This is a genomic window from Pseudomonas sp. Pseusp10, assembly GCF_059492225.1.
Genome location: NZ_CP168528.1, coordinates 606,369 through 623,152, shown reverse-complemented (window position 1 = coordinate 623,152; position 16,784 = coordinate 606,369). Strand labels below are relative to the sequence as shown.

The 16,784-nt window shown below is 60.0% G+C and carries 15 protein-coding genes; 9 read left to right on the top strand and 6 right to left on the bottom strand.

Going from position 1 to position 16,784, the window contains the following annotated elements; all coding sequences use genetic code 11:
• Nucleotides 1-19 precede the first annotated feature (19 nt).
• The 4 genes from fmt (at nucleotide 20) to ACEN8Z_RS02835 (ending at nucleotide 4,177) form a co-directional block, all read left to right on the top strand.
• Entirely contained in the window at nucleotides 20-979 is a 960-nt protein-coding gene (gene fmt, locus ACEN8Z_RS02850) for a methionyl-tRNA formyltransferase (RefSeq protein WP_495596706.1), read from the top strand.
• A complete protein-coding gene (rsmB, locus tag ACEN8Z_RS02845; protein ID WP_495596705.1) occupies nucleotides 976-2,286 on the top strand; it encodes a 16S rRNA (cytosine(967)-C(5))-methyltransferase RsmB in 1,311 nt (436 codons plus the stop codon). Before fmt ends, rsmB begins: the two co-directional genes overlap by 4 nt.
• Before the next feature lie 22 nt (nucleotides 2,287-2,308).
• Nucleotides 2,309-3,685 carry a Trk system potassium transporter TrkA gene (gene trkA / locus ACEN8Z_RS02840; protein WP_008002298.1) on the top strand — a complete coding sequence of 459 codons (1,377 nt, stop codon included), beginning with the start codon at nucleotides 2,309-2,311 and terminating at the stop codon, nucleotides 3,683-3,685.
• A 177-nt stretch (nucleotides 3,686-3,862) separates the two neighbouring features.
• Nucleotides 3,863-4,177, top strand: a complete 315-nt coding sequence (locus ACEN8Z_RS02835; protein ID WP_008002299.1) for a tetratricopeptide repeat protein — start codon at nucleotides 3,863-3,865, stop codon at nucleotides 4,175-4,177.
• On the opposite strand, the gene ACEN8Z_RS02830 is transcribed toward ACEN8Z_RS02835, so the two are convergent.
• The 3 genes from ACEN8Z_RS02830 to ACEN8Z_RS02820 all read right to left on the bottom strand — a co-directional run bounded on the left by ACEN8Z_RS02830 (nucleotide 4,178) and on the right by ACEN8Z_RS02820 (nucleotide 6,064).
• Nucleotides 4,178-4,417, bottom strand: a complete 240-nt coding sequence (locus tag ACEN8Z_RS02830; protein WP_033052655.1) for a hypothetical protein — start codon at nucleotides 4,415-4,417, stop codon at nucleotides 4,178-4,180. It abuts the gene before it with no gap.
• Between the two features lie 161 nt (nucleotides 4,418-4,578).
• Complete coding sequence (locus tag ACEN8Z_RS02825) at nucleotides 4,579-5,466, bottom strand: lysophospholipid acyltransferase (protein WP_008002301.1); 888 nt, start codon at nucleotides 5,464-5,466, stop codon at nucleotides 4,579-4,581.
• Nucleotides 5,467-5,506: 40 nt separating this feature from the next.
• Complete coding sequence (locus ACEN8Z_RS02820) at nucleotides 5,507-6,064, bottom strand: DNA-3-methyladenine glycosylase I (RefSeq protein ID WP_495596704.1); 558 nt, start codon at nucleotides 6,062-6,064, stop codon at nucleotides 5,507-5,509.
• A gap of 81 nt (nucleotides 6,065-6,145) precedes the next feature.
• Between ACEN8Z_RS02820 and glyQ the strand changes: the two genes are divergently transcribed.
• From glyQ to ACEN8Z_RS02800, 4 genes are all read left to right on the top strand, one after another.
• A complete protein-coding gene (glyQ, locus tag ACEN8Z_RS02815) occupies nucleotides 6,146-7,099 on the top strand; it encodes a glycine--tRNA ligase subunit alpha (RefSeq protein WP_003213601.1) in 954 nt (317 codons plus the stop codon).
• Complete coding sequence (gene glyS / locus ACEN8Z_RS02810) at nucleotides 7,096-9,150, top strand: glycine--tRNA ligase subunit beta (protein WP_495596703.1); 2,055 nt, start codon at nucleotides 7,096-7,098, stop codon at nucleotides 9,148-9,150. The genes glyQ and glyS overlap by 4 nt, the downstream gene beginning before the upstream one ends.
• A gap of 4 nt (nucleotides 9,151-9,154) precedes the next feature.
• A complete protein-coding gene (gmhB, locus tag ACEN8Z_RS02805) occupies nucleotides 9,155-9,694 on the top strand; it encodes a D-glycero-beta-D-manno-heptose 1,7-bisphosphate 7-phosphatase (RefSeq protein ID WP_177323285.1) in 540 nt (179 codons plus the stop codon).
• A gap of 82 nt (nucleotides 9,695-9,776) precedes the next feature.
• The gene (locus tag ACEN8Z_RS02800) at nucleotides 9,777-10,556 is read left to right on the top strand and encodes a lysophospholipid acyltransferase family protein (RefSeq protein WP_008002306.1); all 780 of its coding nucleotides are present in this window, start codon (nucleotides 9,777-9,779) and stop codon (nucleotides 10,554-10,556) included.
• A gap of 216 nt (nucleotides 10,557-10,772) precedes the next feature.
• Here the strand turns inward: ACEN8Z_RS02800 and ACEN8Z_RS02795 are convergent, their stop codons facing one another.
• Complete coding sequence (locus tag ACEN8Z_RS02795; protein WP_495596702.1) at nucleotides 10,773-12,305, bottom strand: sensor histidine kinase; 1,533 nt, start codon at nucleotides 12,303-12,305, stop codon at nucleotides 10,773-10,775.
• A gap of 169 nt (nucleotides 12,306-12,474) precedes the next feature.
• Between ACEN8Z_RS02795 and ACEN8Z_RS02790 the strand changes: the two genes are divergently transcribed.
• A complete protein-coding gene (locus ACEN8Z_RS02790) occupies nucleotides 12,475-13,191 on the top strand; it encodes a response regulator transcription factor (protein WP_495596701.1) in 717 nt (238 codons plus the stop codon).
• A gap of 61 nt (nucleotides 13,192-13,252) precedes the next feature.
• On the opposite strand, the gene gyrB is transcribed toward ACEN8Z_RS02790, so the two are convergent.
• Nucleotides 13,253-15,670 carry a DNA topoisomerase (ATP-hydrolyzing) subunit B gene (gene gyrB, locus ACEN8Z_RS02785; RefSeq protein WP_007985070.1) on the bottom strand — a complete coding sequence of 806 codons (2,418 nt, stop codon included), beginning with the start codon at nucleotides 15,668-15,670 and terminating at the stop codon, nucleotides 13,253-13,255.
• Between the two features lie 5 nt (nucleotides 15,671-15,675).
• Entirely contained in the window at nucleotides 15,676-16,779 is a 1,104-nt protein-coding gene (gene recF / locus ACEN8Z_RS02780) for a DNA replication/repair protein RecF (RefSeq protein WP_007985068.1), read from the bottom strand.
• Nucleotides 16,780-16,784 lie beyond the last annotated feature (5 nt).

Below are 16,784 nucleotides of genomic sequence, written 5' to 3'. Positions count from 1 at the left end.
TTTTCAAGAGACGTCACCCATGACTGAGCCACTGCGCATTGTCTTTGCCGGCACCCCGGAATTCGCCGCCGAACACCTCAAGGCCCTGCTGAGCAGCCCTTACGAGATCGTCGCGGTCTACACCCAACCGGATCGTCCGGCAGGTCGCGGGCAAAAACTGATGCCAAGCCCGGTCAAGCAGCTGGCGCTGGAAAACAATATCCCGGTGCTGCAACCGCCGACCCTGCGCAACGAAGATGCTCAGGCTGAACTGGCTGCACTGAATCCGGACTTGATGGTGGTGGTCGCCTACGGCCTGATCCTGCCGCAAGTGGTGCTGGACATTCCGCGCCTGGGTTGCATCAACAGCCACGCCTCGCTGCTGCCGCGCTGGCGCGGTGCTGCGCCGATCCAGCGCGCCGTGGAAGCCGGCGATGCGGAAAGCGGCGTGACCGTGATGCGCATGGAGGCCGGCCTCGACACCGGGCCGATGCTGCTCAAGGTCGCCACGCCGATCAGCGCCGAAGACACCGGCGGTAGCCTGCACGATCGTCTGGCCGAAATGGGACCGTCGGCCGTGGTCCAGGCGATTGCCGGCCTCGCCGCCGGGACCCTGGCAGGCGAAGTGCAGGACGACAGCCTGGCCACCTACGCGCACAAATTGAACAAGGACGAAGCACGCATCGACTGGAGTCGCCCGGCGGTTGAGCTGGAGCGTCTGGTCCGTGCCTTCAACCCGTGGCCGATCACCCACAGCACCTTGAATGGCGAAGCACTGAAAGTGCTAGCCGCCAACCTCGCCGAAGGCAAAGGCGCCCCGGGTGAAATCCTCAGTGCCAGCAAAGATGGCCTGATCGTCGCGTGCGGTGAGCAGGCCTTGTGCCTGACCCGTCTGCAATTGCCCGGCGGCAAGGCGCTGAACTTCAGCGATCTGTTCAACAGCCGCCGCGAGAAATTCGCCACCGGCACTGTCCTCGGTCAAGCGGCGGACGCTCAATGAATCCGCGTCTGGCCGCCGCCAAGGCACTCGCTGCTGTCCTGAACAGAAAAGCCTCCCTGAACAGTTCTCTGCCCACGCAGATGGACAAGGTCGAGGACCGTGATCGCGGCTTCACCCAGGACCTGGCGTTCGGCACCGCACGCTGGCAGCCACGGCTGTCGGCGCTGGCGGCCAGGCTGCTGCAGAAACCGTTCAAGGCCGCCGACGCCGATGTCGAGGCACTGTTGCTGGTCGGTCTCTATCAGTTGCTCTACACCCGTGTCCCGGCCCATGCCGCCATCGGTGAAACCGTCGGTTGCGCCGACAAGTTGAAAAAGCCTTGGGCCAAGGCATTGCTCAACGCTGTGCTGCGTAACGCTCAACGCGAAAGCGAAACGATTTTCGCCGAACTGGAACGCGATCCGGTGGTGCGCACCGCCCACCCACGCTGGCTGCAGAAATCCCTGAAGGCGTTCTGGCCAGAGCAATGGGAAGCCATTTGCGCTGCCAACAACGCACATCCGCCGATGATTTTGCGGGTCAACCGTCGCCATCACACCCGGGATGTCTACCTCGGTTTGCTGACTGACGCGGGTATCGCCGCCACACCCTGTGTCTACAGCCGCGACGGCATCGTGCTCGACGCCGCCGCCGATGTGCGCAGCCTGCCGGGTTTCGCCGAGGGCTGGATCAGCGTGCAGGACGAAGCCGCGCAACTGGCCGCTGATCTGCTCGACCTGGCCCCCGGTCAACGGGTGCTCGACGCCTGCTGCGCGCCAGGCGGCAAGACCTGCCATATTCTCGAAGCCGAGCCAAAACTGGCCGGCGTCGTGGGGGTAGACCTGGAAGCCAAGCGGCTGGTGCGGGTACGGGAAAACCTCGAACGCCTGAAGCTGAGCGCCGAACTGATTGCCGCCGACGGCCGTGACACTCAGGCGTGGTGGGACGGCAAGCCGTTCCAGCGCATCCTGCTGGACGCACCATGCTCGGCCACCGGCGTGATTCGTCGTCACCCGGACATCAAGCTGACCCGCCAACCCGACGACATCGCCGCGCTGGCGTTGCTGCAAGGCGAACTGCTCGACGCCATGTGGAACACGCTGGAAGTGGGCGGCATCCTGCTGTACGCCACCTGTTCCACGCTGCCGACCGAGAACACCGAAGTCATCGAAGCCTTCCTCGCCCGCACGCCGGGCGCCCGTGAGCTGGACCTCGCCACGACGGCCGGCATCAAGCAGCCCCATGGTCGCCAGTTGCTGGCCCAGGAAGGCGGCCACGACGGGTTCTACTACGCCAAGCTGATCAAGATCGCCGCCGCTCGCGGTTAAATGGATTCAATGGAGTGACTGGATGAAAATCATCATCCTCGGAGCAGGGCAGGTCGGCGGTTCGCTGGCGGAACACCTGGCCAGCGAAGCCAACGACATCACCGTGGTCGACACCGATGGCGAACGCCTGCGTGATCTCGGCGACCGCCTGGACATCCGCACCGTACAAGGTCGCGGCTCATTCCCGACCGTGCTGCGCCAGGCCGGGGCCGATGACGCCGACATGCTGGTCGCCGTGACCAACAGCGATGAAACCAACATGGTCGCCTGCCAAGTCGCCCACACCTTGTTCCACACACCGACCAAGATCGCCCGGGTTCGCGAAGCCGCGTACCTGACCCGCGAAGAGCAGTTGTTCCAGAACGAAGCGATTCCGGTGGACGTGCTGATCAGCCCCGAGCAGGTGGTCACCAACTACATCAAGCGCCTGATCCAGCATCCCGGCGCCTTGCAGGTGATCGACTTCGCCGAAGGCAAGGCGCAACTGGTGGCCGTGCGGGCTTATTACGGCGGGCCGCTGGTGGGCCAGCAACTGCGGCAGTTGCGTGAACACATGCCGAACGTGGAAACCCGCGTCGCGGCGATTTTCCGTCGTGACCGGCCGATCCTGCCCCAGGGCGACACGGTGATCGAGGCCGACGACGAGGTATTTTTCATCGCTGCCAAAGCGAACATTCGCGCAGTTATGAGCGAAATGCGCCGTCTCGACGAGACTTACAAGCGCATCGTCATTGCCGGTGGCGGGCAGATCGGCGAGCGCCTGGCCGAGGCCATCGAAAGCCGTTATCAGGTAAAGGTTATCGAGATGAATCCGGCACGCTGCCGCCATCTCTCGGACCATCTCGACAGCACCGTGGTGTTGCAGGGCAGTGCCTCGGACCGCGACCTGCTGCTGGAAGAAAACATCGCCGATGCGGATCTGTTCCTCGCCCTGACCAACGACGACGAAGCCAACATCATGTCGTCGCTGCTGGCCAAGCGCCTGGGTGCGAAGAAAGTGATGACCATCATCAACAACCCGGCCTATGTCGATCTGATCCAGGGCGGCGACATCGACATCGCCATCAGCCCGCAACTGGCGACCATCGGCACCTTGCTGGCCCACGTGCGCCGTGGCGACATCGTCAGCGTGCACTCACTGCGTCGGGGCGCGGCAGAAGCCATCGAGGCGATTGCCCATGGCGATGCGAAATCGAGCAAAGTGATCGGCAAGGCCATCGAGAACATCGGCCTGCCACCGGGCACCACCATCGGCGCGATCATCCGCGATGAGGAAGTAATCATCGCCCATGACGACACCGTGATCGAAACCGGCGACCATGTGATTCTGTTCCTTGTGGATAAAAAGCATATTCGCGATGTGGAGAAGTTGTTCCATGTGGGGTTGAGCTTCTTCTGATCCGGTTTTTTCGGTGATCAGACTGGCCTCATCGCGAGCAAGCTCGCTCCCACAGGGTTCTCGGTCGCACACAGCATTTGTGTTTCTGAAGATCAACTGTGGGAGCGAGCTTGCTCGCGATAGCGGATTTCCAGATCCCGGACATCTTCCTGACACACCTCAAAAAGGAATCCACCGATGATCGAATCCCTGGAAAAAATGCTCGCCAAGGGTGTGGATAACTCTTTGCTACGCTTCGGCCTGGGCAAGGGCTATCTGGATCTGGGGGAGAACGCCAAGGCTGTGGAGCATTTTCAGCGCTGTGTCGAATTCGATCCGAAGTATTCGGCGGCGTGGAAACTACTGGGCAAGGCCCATCTGGCGCTGGCGGACTTTGCGGCCGCGCGGCAGGCTTGGGAACAAGGCCTGGAAGCTGCTCGCGGCCATGGCGACAAGCAGGCAGAGAAGGAAATGACGGTGTTCCTGAAGAAGCTCGAGCGTCAGGCGCACTGATCAAAGATAACGCAAACCGATGCCCTCGGCATCCACCAGCACCACTTCCATGCGCACCCGCGGCGCGCCTGTGGGTAAGTCCTGCACCTGCCCGTAGACCACCGCGCCCCGGGGCAGCGCCGACAGTAGGGGATGCTTGACGTAAACGCCGGTGGTCGACAGGTTGCGCGTCTGCCCCAGGCAATCGCCGATGCTTTCGTGACTGATCTTGATGCGCAATGACTTGCGGTGTTCGGACATCTTCTGCGCCCTTGAGAACGGGTTGTGGATACGCGTAGGAGCGAGCTTGCTCGCGATGGATGCAAGGGCGCCGCGTTCAGCTAGGCAGCCCGCATCATCGTTAACGTCCATCGCGAGCAAGCTCGCTCCTACAAGGTTATCCACAGAGTGTGCCAAGTAAGTCAGTACCAGCGCTCTTCACCCGGTGGCCGCTTCTTGAAGCGCTTCATGCTCCACATGTACTGGCTCGGGTAGGCCCCGACATAACGCTCGACCACTTTACTCATGGCCGCACAGGATTCCGCCGTATCGGTGCTGTACATGGCCTCTGGCGCGGCTTCGAGGATCACTTTGTAGCCTGAACCGTCGGGCAGGCGCAGGGCGTGCAGGAACACGCCGACCGCTTTGCCGCCGGCCAGCATGTTCGGCACGAACTTGCTGGTCAGCGCCTGGGTGGCGAAGAACGGCACGAAGATCCCGGCGGACTCGGCCGGTTCCGGGTCAGCGGGAATGCCCACTGCACCACCTTTGCGCACTTCCTTGATGACGCTGAGGATGCCTTCCTTAGTGGAAGCGGCGACCTTGTTGCCCAACTGCACCCGCTGCTTTTGCAGCAATTCATCCACTGCCTTCAACTTCGGTGGACGATAGAAAATGATCGGTTTGCACTGGCTGCAATAGAAGTGGTTGAGCACTTCCCAGTTGCCCAGGTGGCTGGTGATGCCGACCACACCTTTGCCGGAAGCGAGGGCGTCTTTCAACACATCGAGGCCTTCGACTTCGCGCACCAGGTCGATGGAACGCTGGGCCGGCCAGATCCACGCGCAGGCGCTTTCGGTCAGGGACTTGCCGATGTCTTTCAGGCTCTGGCCCACCAGGCGCTCACGCTCGGCAGCATCCATCTCCGGAAAGCACTTGGACAGATTGATCCGTACCACGTCGCGGGAACGGTTCGGGGTTTTCCACATGACCCAGCCAATCGCCGAGCCCACGGCCTGCACGGCCCACCACGGAAGCAGGGCAAACAGCCGCAGAGCGCCTACCAGCAAGGCGCCTTTCAACTTATCCACAGTTCACTCCTGATCTTGTGCTGTGCGCGAGGCGGCCATTCTAACCGCCGTTCGCCAGCTGCGCGTAGCGGTCGCAGTCCCGGGTGTGATCCATGACCATGCCCGAGGCCTGCATCAACGCGTAGCAAATGGTCGGCCCGACGAAGGTGAAACCGGCTTTTTTCAGGCCTTTGCTCATCTCGACGGCGATCGGCGTGACGGCCGGTACTTCGCTGCGATCCTTGAAATGATTGATCACAGGCGTGCCACCGACAAAGGACCAGAGAAATCCCACCGGGTCCTCCAGCGCCAGCCAGGCCTGGGCATTGCGCCGGGCAGCGTTGAGCTTGAGGCGGTTGCGGATGATGCCCGGATCGAGCATCAATTCGTCGATTTCGGCATCGCTCATCTGCGCCACGCGCTGGACATCAAAACCGAACATCACCTGACGATAATGCTCGCGTTTGCGCAGCACGGTGATCCAGGAAAGCCCGGCCTGGAACCCTTCGAGCAAAAGTAACTCGAACAATCCCTGCGCATCGCGTAGCGGCGTGCCCCACTCCTTATCGTGATAAGCCATGTACAGCGGATCTTCGAAACACCAAAAGCAGCGTGGCATAAGGCTCCAGGGGGCGTGCGCAGCAATGAATCGGGTATACTCCCGCTCTTTAAATCGCAGCCCAAGAAACAGGTGAATTTCGTGAGCCAGCCTACGCCAGCCGTGCGTACCTTCCAAGACTTGATCCTCGCCCTCCAGCAATACTGGGCCGAGCAAGGTTGTGTGGTACTTCAGCCCTACGATATGGAAGTAGGCGCCGGCACTTTCCACACTGCAACATTCCTGCGCGCCATCGGCCCGGAAACCTGGAACGCCGCCTACGTGCAGCCAAGCCGTCGTCCGACTGACGGCCGCTACGGCGAAAACCCGAACCGTCTGCAGCATTACTACCAGTTCCAGGTCGTCCTGAAGCCGAACCCGGACAACTTCCAGGAGCTGTACCTGGGCTCGCTCAAGCACGTTGGTCTGGACCCGCTGGTCCACGACATCCGCTTCGTCGAAGACAACTGGGAATCGCCGACCCTCGGCGCCTGGGGTCTGGGCTGGGAAGTCTGGCTCAACGGCATGGAAGTGACCCAGTTCACCTACTTCCAGCAAGCGGGCGGCATCGAGTGCTACCCGGTAACCGGTGAAATCACTTACGGTCTCGAGCGTCTGGCCATGTACCTGCAAGGCGTGGACTCGGTCTACGACCTGGTCTGGGCTGACGGTCCGTTCGGCAAGGTGACCTACGGCGACGTGTTCCATCAGAACGAAGTGGAGCAATCGACCTACAACTTCGAACACGCCAACGTCGAGAAACTGTTCGAACTGTTCGATTTCTACGAAAGCGAAGCCAAGCGCCTGATCGAACTCGACCAGCCGCTGCCGTTGCCGAGCTACGAAATGGTGTTGAAGGCCTCCCATACCTTCAACCTGCTGGATGCGCGCCGGGCAATCTCGGTGACTGCGCGTCAGCAATACATCCTGCGTGTACGCACCCTGGCGCGTTCCGTTGCGCAAGCCTACCTGCTGGCTCGCGCCAAGCTGGGCTTCCCGATGGCGACCCCGGACCTGCGTGATGAAGTACTGGCCAAGCTGGAGGCTGCACAATGAGTGCTCTGGATTTTCTGGTTGAACTGGGCACTGAAGAACTGCCACCCAAAGCCCTGAACACCCTGGCCGAGGCGTTCCTCGCCGGTATCGACAAGGGCCTGCAAGCCGCCGGCCTGAACTACGAGACTAAAAGCGTTTATGCCGCGCCGCGCCGCCTGGCCGTGCTGATCACCGCACTAGCCACCCAGCAGCCGGATCGCAGCATCAACCTCGACGGTCCGCCACGTCAGGCGGCATTTGATGCCGAAGGCAACCCGACCCAAGCGGCACTGGGTTTTGCCAAGAAGTGCGGCGTCGAGCTAAGCGAAATCGATCAGAGCGGCCCGAAACTGCGTTATAGCCAGCGCATCGCCGGCAAGCCGACCGCGAGCCTGCTGCCGACCATCGTCGAAGATTCCCTGAACGACCTGCCGATCCCGAAACGCATGCGTTGGGGCGCGCGCAAGGAAGAGTTCGTTCGTCCGACCCAATGGCTGGTGATGCTGCTCGGTGACCAAGTCATCGACTGCACCATCCTCGCCCAGCAGTCCGGCCGCGATTCCCGTGGTCACCGCTTCCATCACCCGGAAAACGTGCGCATCGGTTCGCCGTCCAGCTACCTGGCCGACCTGCGTGCTGCCTACGTGCTGGCCGATGCCAACGAGCGTCGCGAGATCATCAGCAAGCGCACCGAAGAACTGGCCACCCGCCAGGAAGGCACGGCTATCGTTCCGCCAACGCTGCTCGACGAAGTGACAGCGCTGGTCGAATGGCCAGTGCCGCTGGTGTGCTCGTTCGAGGAACGCTTCCTCGATGTGCCGCAGGAAGCCCTGATCACCACCATGCAGGACAACCAGAAGTACTTCTGCCTGCTGGATGCCGACGGCAAGTTGCTGCCACGTTTCATTACCGTGGCCAACATCGAAAGCAAAGACCCGCAGCAGATCATCGCCGGTAACGAGAAAGTGGTTCGCCCACGCCTGACCGACGCCGAGTTCTTCTTCAAGCAAGACAAGAAGCAGAAACTCGAAGACTTCAACCTGCGCCTGCAAAACGTGGTGTTCCAGGAAAAACTCGGCAGCGTCTACGACAAGGCCGAACGCGTATCCAGACTGGCTGCGTTCATCGCTCAGCGCATCGGCGGCAACGCTGCGTGGGCTGCTCGTGCGGGCCTGCTGTCGAAGTGCGACCTGGCGACCGAGATGGTCGGCGAGTTCCCGGAAATGCAAGGCGTCGCCGGTTACTACTACGCCCTCAATGACGGCGAGCCGGAAGATGTCGCCCTGGCCCTGAACGAGCAGTACATGCCGCGCGGTGCCGGCGCTGAACTGCCGTCCACCCTGACCGGTGCGGCCGTGGCCATTGCCGACAAACTGGACACCCTCGTGGGTATCTTCGGCATCGGCATGCTGCCGACCGGCAGCAAAGACCCGTACGCCCTGCGCCGTGCAGCGCTGGGTGTGTTGCGCATCCTGATCGAGAAGCAACTGGACCTGGACCTGACCGACGCCGTGGCCTTCGCCGTGGACGCGTTCGGTGCCAAGGTCAAGACGGCCGGCCTCAATGACTCGGTGCTGGAGTTCATCTTCGACCGACTGCGTGCCCGTTACGAAGACGAAGGCGTGGATGTCGCGACCTACCTGTCGGTACGTGCCCTGAAACCAGGCTCGGCCCTGGACTTCGACCAGCGCGTACAAGCGGTAGAAGCTTTCCGCAAATTGCCGGAAGCCGCTGCCCTGGCCGCGGTGAACAAGCGTGTATCGAACCTGCTGAGCAAACTCGAAGGTTCGGTGCCTACCGTCGTGGAAGCCAAGTACTTCGACAATGCCAACGAGTTCTCCCTGTACTCGGCGATCCAGCAGGCTGACCAGGCTGTGCAGCCAATGGCCGCCTCGCGTCAGTACAGCGAATCCCTGGCACGCCTGGCCGCCCTGCGCGAGCCGGTGGATGCGTTCTTCGAAGCCGTTATGGTCAACGCGGAGGACGCAAAGGTCCGCGCCAACCGTTATGCATTGCTGGCGCGTCTGCGTGGGCTGTTCCTCGGCGTCGCCGACATTTCGCTGCTGGGTTGAGGGACTGCTGTTGAAACTGCTGATTCTCGATCGGGACGGAGTGATCAATTACGACTCCGACGCTTACATCAAGTCGGTGGAGGAGTGGATTCCGCTCCCCGGTTCGATCGAAGCCATCGCGCAGTTGAGCAAGGCCGGCTGGACGGTGGCGGTCGCTACCAACCAGTCGGGCATCGCTCGCGGCTACTACGACCTCGCCACCCTGGACGCCATGCACGAGCGCTTGCGCGCGCTGGTGGCGGAGCAGGGTGGTGAAGTCGGCCTGATCGTCTACTGCCCGCACGGGCCGGACGAAGGCTGCGATTGCCGCAAGCCGAAACCCGGGATGTTGAAAAGCATCGCCGCACATTACAACGTATCGCTGACTAATCTATGGTTCGTCGGCGATAGCCTTGGTGACCTGGAAGCCGCTAAAGCCGTCGATTCACAGCCAGTTTTGGTTAAGACCGGAAAAGGCGAAAAAACCTTGGGCAAGACCTTACCGGCAGGCACCTTGATTTTTGACGATCTGGCGGCGATTGCCGCAGAACTTATCCACAATTAGAGCGTTTTCGAGACTCCTGACCAGGGAGTTATCGGGAGTGCGCTTTATATAGACGGGCATAGCCCGCACGGTAACCGTCACCATGTCGATACTGCAGGCCATCAGAACCTTCCTCTTTTACCTGCTGCTGGGCACCAGCTCCTTGCTGTGGTGCAGCCTGAGCTTTTTTATCGCGCCGTTTCTGCCCTTCAAGGCACGTTACCGCTTTATCAACGTGTACTGGTGCCGCTGCGCCTTGTGGCTGAGCAAAGTGTTTCTGGGTATCCGCTACGAAGTGAAGGGTGCCGAGAACGTACCTGAACAGCCTTGCGTCATTCAGTCGAACCACCAGAGCACGTGGGAGACGTTCTTTCTCTCTGCCTACTTCTCGCCACTGAGCCAGGTGCTCAAACGTGAATTGCTCTATGTGCCGTTCTTCGGTTGGGCCATGGCCATGCTGCGACCGATCGCCATCGATCGCGACAACCCGAAAGCAGCACTCAAGCATGTAGCGAAGAAGGGCGATGAACTGCTCAAGGACAATGTCTGGGTGCTGATCTTCCCCGAAGGCACGCGCGTTCCTTTTGGCACCATCGGGAAGTTCTCGCGTGGCGGCAGCGCATTGGCGGTCAACGCCGAGTTGCCGGTGCTGCCGATTGCACACAACGCTGGCAAGTTCTGGCCGAAAACCGGTTGGGCGAAGAAGCAGGGCGTCATCACTGTGATCATCGGCGCACCGATGTATGCAGAAGGCTCCGGGCCGCGAGCCATTGCTGAATTGAACGACCGGGTCCAGGCGTGGAATGAGCAAATGCAACGGGAAATGGGCTCGCTGCCACCGGCTCCGCAAGCGCCGGTTTCAAACGATCAGCTGGCTGTCTGAGATTCTGTGGATAACCTGTGTACCGTTTCATTGAAAACTGTTGTTTTTTGTACGTAACCTTATGATTTTTTTACATATTTCTTCGAATGATAAAAACCATAAAAACGTGCATAAGTTTTTTTCGGACGTAAAAAAACCGGCTGATATAGCCGGTTTTTTTATGCCCGGAGCAATCGCTGACTGTCGACATGACAGGGCCACCTGGATCGCTCGCTTTCATTCTGTAAACAGTGGAAATTGCAGCCTGAATGTCGTGCCCCGACCCACCTTGCTCTGACACTCGATTCGCCCGCCATGTCGATCCACTACGGCTTTGACCATCGACAATCCCAACCCCACGCCATCGATACCCTGAGCGGAAGAAAAGCGCCGGTATTGGCTGAACAATTCGGGTAACTCCTCAGCGGCGATGCCTTTGCCCTGATCGATGAGCTCACAGATCAGCCAGCCGTCGCATTGACTGACGCGCAAACGGATACGAGTACCTGAAACACTGTACTTGATGGCATTTTCCAGCAGATTGAACAACGCCCGGGTCAGCAGCGCCTGATCCGCCAGAACCAGACTTTCCTGTGCCTCTTCTTCCATTTGATGAACCAGTTCGATCTGTTTCAACTGCGCGATGGGCAGCGCCTGATCGAACACATCCAGCACCAGCATCGCAAACAGACTCGGCTGAAACTGATAAGCCTCGGACTCTGCCCTCGCCAGTTGAGCGAAGCCATCGGTCAGCTCCAGTGCCCGGCGCACCTGCCGTTCGATTTGATCGAGGAGTTGCAGATCACCGCCCACCTGATGGCGATGCACATCGAGTAGCGCGAGAATGGCCGAGTGGGGCGCCCGCAGGTCATGGGACAGAAAACGCAACAGAACGGCACGCTGCTCTTGCGCATCACGTTCGACACTCAGGTCAGTCAGGCTCCACAACCAGCCGACGTGGGTTTCCCCGTCTACCGGTAACAACTCGGCGCGCTCCAGTCGCAGGCTGCGTTCCTTGAGGTCGCGAAACTCCATCAGTGGCAGCGTCGACAAAGGCGAACACGGCTCGCGGGTCAAATTCGGGTAGCCAAGCTCTACCAGGCGCTCCAGCACATCATCGCCGACCAACTCTCCACCAAACAGGTCCCGGGCCTTACGGTTGCCCAGCAAAATCTTTCCGCGGGGATCGCTGATCATCGTGGCCACCGGCAGGTACTCCAGGCCGTCGGAGATGAACCGATGTGTATCGCGAGCCCGGCTCATGGCTTGTTCGAGGGCGATGATCTGCTTTTGCAGGTGATCGCCACCGGGAAACAGAGCCCGACGGCGCTCCGGAAAAACCTTCGGCTCACTGTCCAGTCGCGCGAGCTCCCAACCGAAGTAGGTCAGCACCACACTAAGGCGACGCCAGTTCCAGATCAGATAACCGAACAGCATGCCCAACGCCGCCGGTGTCGGCGACCACCATCTCTGCAGCTCCGCGAGGCCGGTGCTGGTCAGCAACGTACAAGCGATGCCAATCAACGTCAGCCAGAGCGCCAATCGCGGGCGCCACAGCAGCAACCCGAGAACGCACGTCAGCAAGCCAATCGACAGCAACGCGCTCAAGCCTGGCGAGGCGTCATGCAGGTTGACCTGAGCGCGATAGGACAACAGCGCAGTCAGTGGCAGCAGTACCAGGCTTATCCACAACCATTCGCGCACCAATTGCCGAAACAACCGCTCAACCTGGCTCGGCTCACGACTTTCAGGGGGGCGTAGGTTATCCATGGGTAATAGGGCAGGGCGGGATAAAGGGGTTCATGGATTGCCGGTTAGAGGACATAGACCCCAAAAAGCATAGCGGAGGTCGACCAATGGCGGACCGCATACTTTCACTGTGTCGATTGAGCCGCTATCGTCGATAAAGAGCTGCCCAAGCGACAAGGAATCACCGTGTATGCGCGTTGCGATTCTGGACGATGAGCCCGCAGAACTGCGCCGGGTTGAACAAACCCTGCAACAGATGGCCGAAGCCGGGGAACAGCCGTGGTCGCTGCACAGCTTCGAACGGGCCGAAGACCTGTTGCGCCAACTGCGTCGGGAAACCTTCGACCTGCTGATCCTCGACTGGCAACTGCCCGACCTCACGGGTTTGTCACTGCTGCTATGGACCCGCGAACACATGGAAGCGCCGCCTGCGGCCATCATGCTCACCAGTCGCGATGGCGAAAGCGATATCGTTCAGGCCCTGAATGCCGGCGCCGATGACTACGTCAGCAAACCGTTCCGCCCCAATGAACTGAAAGCCCGTGTTGGTGCGGTCCTGCGTCGACACGGCCAGCAGCGCGCGGCTGCCGACGGGTTGAGCTTCAATGACCTGGTGTTCGACGACGCCGAACTGACCGTCACCCGCGACGGCAAACCGATCGTCATGACCGAACGCGAATACCGCCTGGCGCATTGCCTGTTCAGCAACCTCGGTCGACCGCTGTCGCGGGATTACCTGTACGAACGATTCTGGCCCCATGAAGAAATGTCGTCGTCCCGGCCGCTGGACACCCACATCTATCGCCTGCGCAACAAGCTTGGGCTGACGGCAGATCGTGGTTGGCAGTTGCTGACGATTTATGGGTATGGGTATCGGTTGGAGAGTGTGGCACCGGCGAGCGAGTAAAACGCAGGCAATAAAAAAGGCCAACGCAATGCGTTGGCCTTTTCGTTGCCGTCGACCGGGATCAGAAGTCCAGATTGGATACCGCCAGGGCGTTGCTTTCGATGAAGTCACGGCGAGGTTCGACCGCATCACCCATCAGGGTGTTGAAGATCTGGTCCGCGCCAATGGCGTCTTCGATGGTCACTTTGAGCATGCGGCGCGAGCCCGGGTCCATAGTGGTTTCCCACAGCTGATCCGGGTTCATCTCGCCCAGACCTTTATATCGCTGGATGGTGTGGCGCTTGGTGCTTTCGGCCATCAACCACTCAAGGGCTTCCTTGAACTCGGTGACCGATTTACGGCGTTCGCCACGCTGGATGTACGCGCCGTCGTCCAGCAAGGTGCTCAGTTGAGCGCCCAGGGAAACCACGGTCTTGTAATCGTTGCTGCCGAAGAAGTCGCGGTTGAAGGTGACGTAGTTCGACAAGCCGTGGGAGATCAGTTCGACCTCTGGCAGCCAGACGTTTCGCTCACGGTCTTCACGCAGGCTGGCCTTGTAGACCAGACCCGACTTCTCGACGGTGCGCAGGCGCACTTCGTACTGGGCTAGCCAATCCTGCATCGCTGCGTGATCGGACAGTTGATCCATGCTGACCGCCGGCAGGTAGATGAAGTGCTCGGTCAGTTCCTGCGGGTACAGGCGCGACAGGCGCTTGAGGGTCTTCATCACCAGACGGAAGTCATTCACCAGACGCTCAAGGGCTTCGCCGGAGATACCCGGTGCTTCCTCGTTCAGGTGCAGGCTCGCATCTTCCAGGGCCGACTGCGTCATGTACTCTTCCATGGCGTCGTCGTCTTTGATGTATTGCTCTTGCTTGCCTTTCTTCACTTTGTACAGTGGCGGCTGAGCGATGTAGATGTAGCCGCGCTCGATCAGCTCCGGCAACTGACGGAAGAAGAAGGTCAGCAGCAGGGTACGGATGTGCGAACCGTCGACGTCAGCATCGGTCATGATGATGATGTTGTGATAGCGCAGCTTGTCGATGTTGTACTCTTCGCGACCAATGCCGCAGCCCAGCGCAGTGATCAAGGTGCCCACTTCCTGGGAAGAGATCATCTTGTCGAAGCGCGCCTTCTCGACGTTCAGGATTTTACCCTTGAGGGGCAGAATCGCCTGGGTCTTGCGGTTACGTCCCTGCTTGGCAGAGCCGCCCGCGGAGTCACCTTCCACGAGGTACAGTTCGGACAGGGCAGGGTCCTTCTCCTGGCAGTCGGCCAGTTTGCCCGGCAGGCCGGCGATGTCCAGCGCGCCTTTGCGGCGAGTCATCTCGCGGGCTTTACGCGCCGCTTCACGGGCACGGGCCGCGTCGATCATCTTGCCGACGACCAGTTTGGCTTCGTTCGGGTTTTCAAGCAGGAAGTCGGAGAAGTACTTGCCCATTTCCTGTTCGACCGCGGTCTTCACTTCGGAAGAAACCAGCTTGTCCTTGGTCTGGGAGCTGAACTTCGGATCCGGCACCTTCACCGAAATGATCGCGGTCAGGCCTTCACGAGCATCGTCACCGGTGGTGGCGACCTTGTGCTTCTTCGCCAGACCTTCTGCTTCGATGTAGGTGTTGAGGTTACGCGTCAGTGCGGAACGGAAACCCACCAGGTGAGTACCGCCGTCGCGCTGTGGAATGTTGTTGGTGAAGCACAACAGGTTCTCGTTGAAGCTGTCGTTCCACTGCAGGGCGATTTCCACGCCGATGCCGTCTTCACGCTGGATGTTGAAGTGGAACACCTGGTTGACCGGAGTCTTGTTGGTGTTCAGGTATTCAACGAACGCACGCAGGCCGCCTTCGTACTTGAACAGTTCTTCCTTGCCGCTGCGCTCGTCCTTGAGGACGATGCCGACACCGGAGTTGAGGAAGGACAGTTCGCGAATCCGCTTGGCCAGGATGTCCCAGCTGAAGTGGATGTTCTTGAAGGTTTCGCTGGAAGCCTTGAAGTGAATTTGGGTACCGGTGGTTTCGGAGTCGCCGACGATTTTCATCGGCTCTTGCGGAACACCGTGGACGTAAGTCTGTTCCCAGATCTTGCCGCTACGGCGAACGGTCAGGACCAGCTCTTCCGACAGGGCGTTGACTACCGACACACCCACACCGTGCAGACCACCGGAAACCTTGTAGGAGTTGTCGTCGAATTTACCGCCGGCGTGCAGCACGGTCATGATGACCTCGGCTGCCGAAACGCCTTCTTCTTTATGCACGTCTACCGGGATGCCACGGCCGTTGTCGCGAACGGTGATGGACTCATCCGGGTGGATGATGATGCTGATGTCGTCGCAGTAGCCGGCGAGCGCTTCGTCGATCGAGTTGTCGACCACCTCGAACACCATGTGGTGCAGGCCGCTGCCATCGTCGGTATCACCAATATACATACCGGGACGTTTGCGTACGGCATCCAGGCCTTTCAGCACTTTAATGCTCGTTGAGTCGTACGTATTTTCTTCGCTCAATGCCTTCACTCCCGATGGTCGTGGGTCTGGGTGATACGGCCCTGTTCCACGTGGAACAGAGCGACTGGCGTTTCCGTCTGCCAGCCTTCCCTCAATAATTCGTGATCTACACAGGTGATAAATACCTGGCAGCGTAAGTCTTCCAACAAGCGGCAAAGGGCGCGACGGTGGTGCTCGTCCAGCTCGGACGGCAAGTCATCCACCAGATAAATACACTGACCGCGTCGAGCCTGGCTGACCAAGTGCCCTTGGGCAATCCGCAATGCGCAAACCACCAACTTCTGCTGGCCACGGGACAAGATGTCCGCAGCGTTGTGCGCGCCCAGTCTGAGACGCAAATCAGCACGTTGTGGTCCGGCCTGGGTATGCCCCATTTGCTGGTCCCGCTGCAAAGACCCGGCGAGCACAGCACTCAGTTCACGGTCCTTGTCCCAGCCGCGGTAATAGCTGAGCGTCAAGCCTTCAAGCTCAACCAGATCGCTCAAGGTTTGTTCAAAGACTGGTTTCAAGGCTTTGATATAAGCGCGGCGGTATTCATCAATTTCAGCGCTGGCCTGGCACAGTTCCCTGTCCCAAACCGCTTGCGAAACGGCGTCAAGTGTACCATGCCGCAGCCAAGAGTTTCTCTGGCGCAGGGCCTTCTGCAAGCGCTGCCAGGTTGACATGAAGCGCGGTTCCACGTGGAACACACCCCAGTCGAGAAACTGTCGGCGAATCTTCGGCGCACCTTCCAGCAATCGAAAGCTGTCCGGATTGATCAGCTGCAGCGGCAGGATCTCGGCCAGTTGCGCGGCGCTGCGCGCGTTCTGTCCATCGATACGGATCTGAAATTCGCCTTGGCGATCACGGGAAATGCCCAAGGCGCTATGCCCACCCTCCGCCAGCTCAACCTGGCCAAAGACCGTGCACGCCAGTTGTTCGTATTGAATGACCGGCAACAGGCGGGTGCTGCGAAACGAACGGGCAAGCCCCAGCAGATGGATGGCTTCCAGAACACTGGTTTTGCCGCTGCCGTTGGCGCCGTAAAGAATATTGATGCGGGGGGAAGGGGAGAAGGTCACCGGGTGCAGATTGCGCACCGCGGTGACCGAGACACGACTTAAGGACATCTAGC

Coding starts and splice junctions, on each gene's coding strand:
- ACEN8Z_RS02835 (WP_008002299.1), top strand. CDS start 3,863: ATGATCGAATCCCTGGAAAAAATGCTCGCCAAGGGTGTGGATAACTCT.
- ACEN8Z_RS02820 (WP_495596704.1), bottom strand. CDS start 6,064: ATGCCACGCTGCTTTTGGTGTTTCGAAGATCCGCTGTACATGGCTTAT.
- ACEN8Z_RS02800 (WP_008002306.1), top strand. CDS start 9,777: ATGTCGATACTGCAGGCCATCAGAACCTTCCTCTTTTACCTGCTGCTG.
- ACEN8Z_RS02790 (WP_495596701.1), top strand. CDS start 12,475: ATGCGCGTTGCGATTCTGGACGATGAGCCCGCAGAACTGCGCCGGGTT.
- trkA (WP_008002298.1), top strand. CDS start 2,309: ATGAAAATCATCATCCTCGGAGCAGGGCAGGTCGGCGGTTCGCTGGCG.
- recF (WP_007985068.1), bottom strand. CDS start 16,779: ATGTCCTTAAGTCGTGTCTCGGTCACCGCGGTGCGCAATCTGCACCCG.
- glyS (WP_495596703.1), top strand. CDS start 7,096: ATGAGTGCTCTGGATTTTCTGGTTGAACTGGGCACTGAAGAACTGCCA.
- ACEN8Z_RS02795 (WP_495596702.1), bottom strand. CDS start 12,305: ATGGATAACCTACGCCCCCCTGAAAGTCGTGAGCCGAGCCAGGTTGAG.
- rsmB (WP_495596705.1), top strand. CDS start 976: ATGAATCCGCGTCTGGCCGCCGCCAAGGCACTCGCTGCTGTCCTGAAC.
- fmt (WP_495596706.1), top strand. CDS start 20: ATGACTGAGCCACTGCGCATTGTCTTTGCCGGCACCCCGGAATTCGCC.
- ACEN8Z_RS02830 (WP_033052655.1), bottom strand. CDS start 4,417: ATGTCCGAACACCGCAAGTCATTGCGCATCAAGATCAGTCACGAAAGC.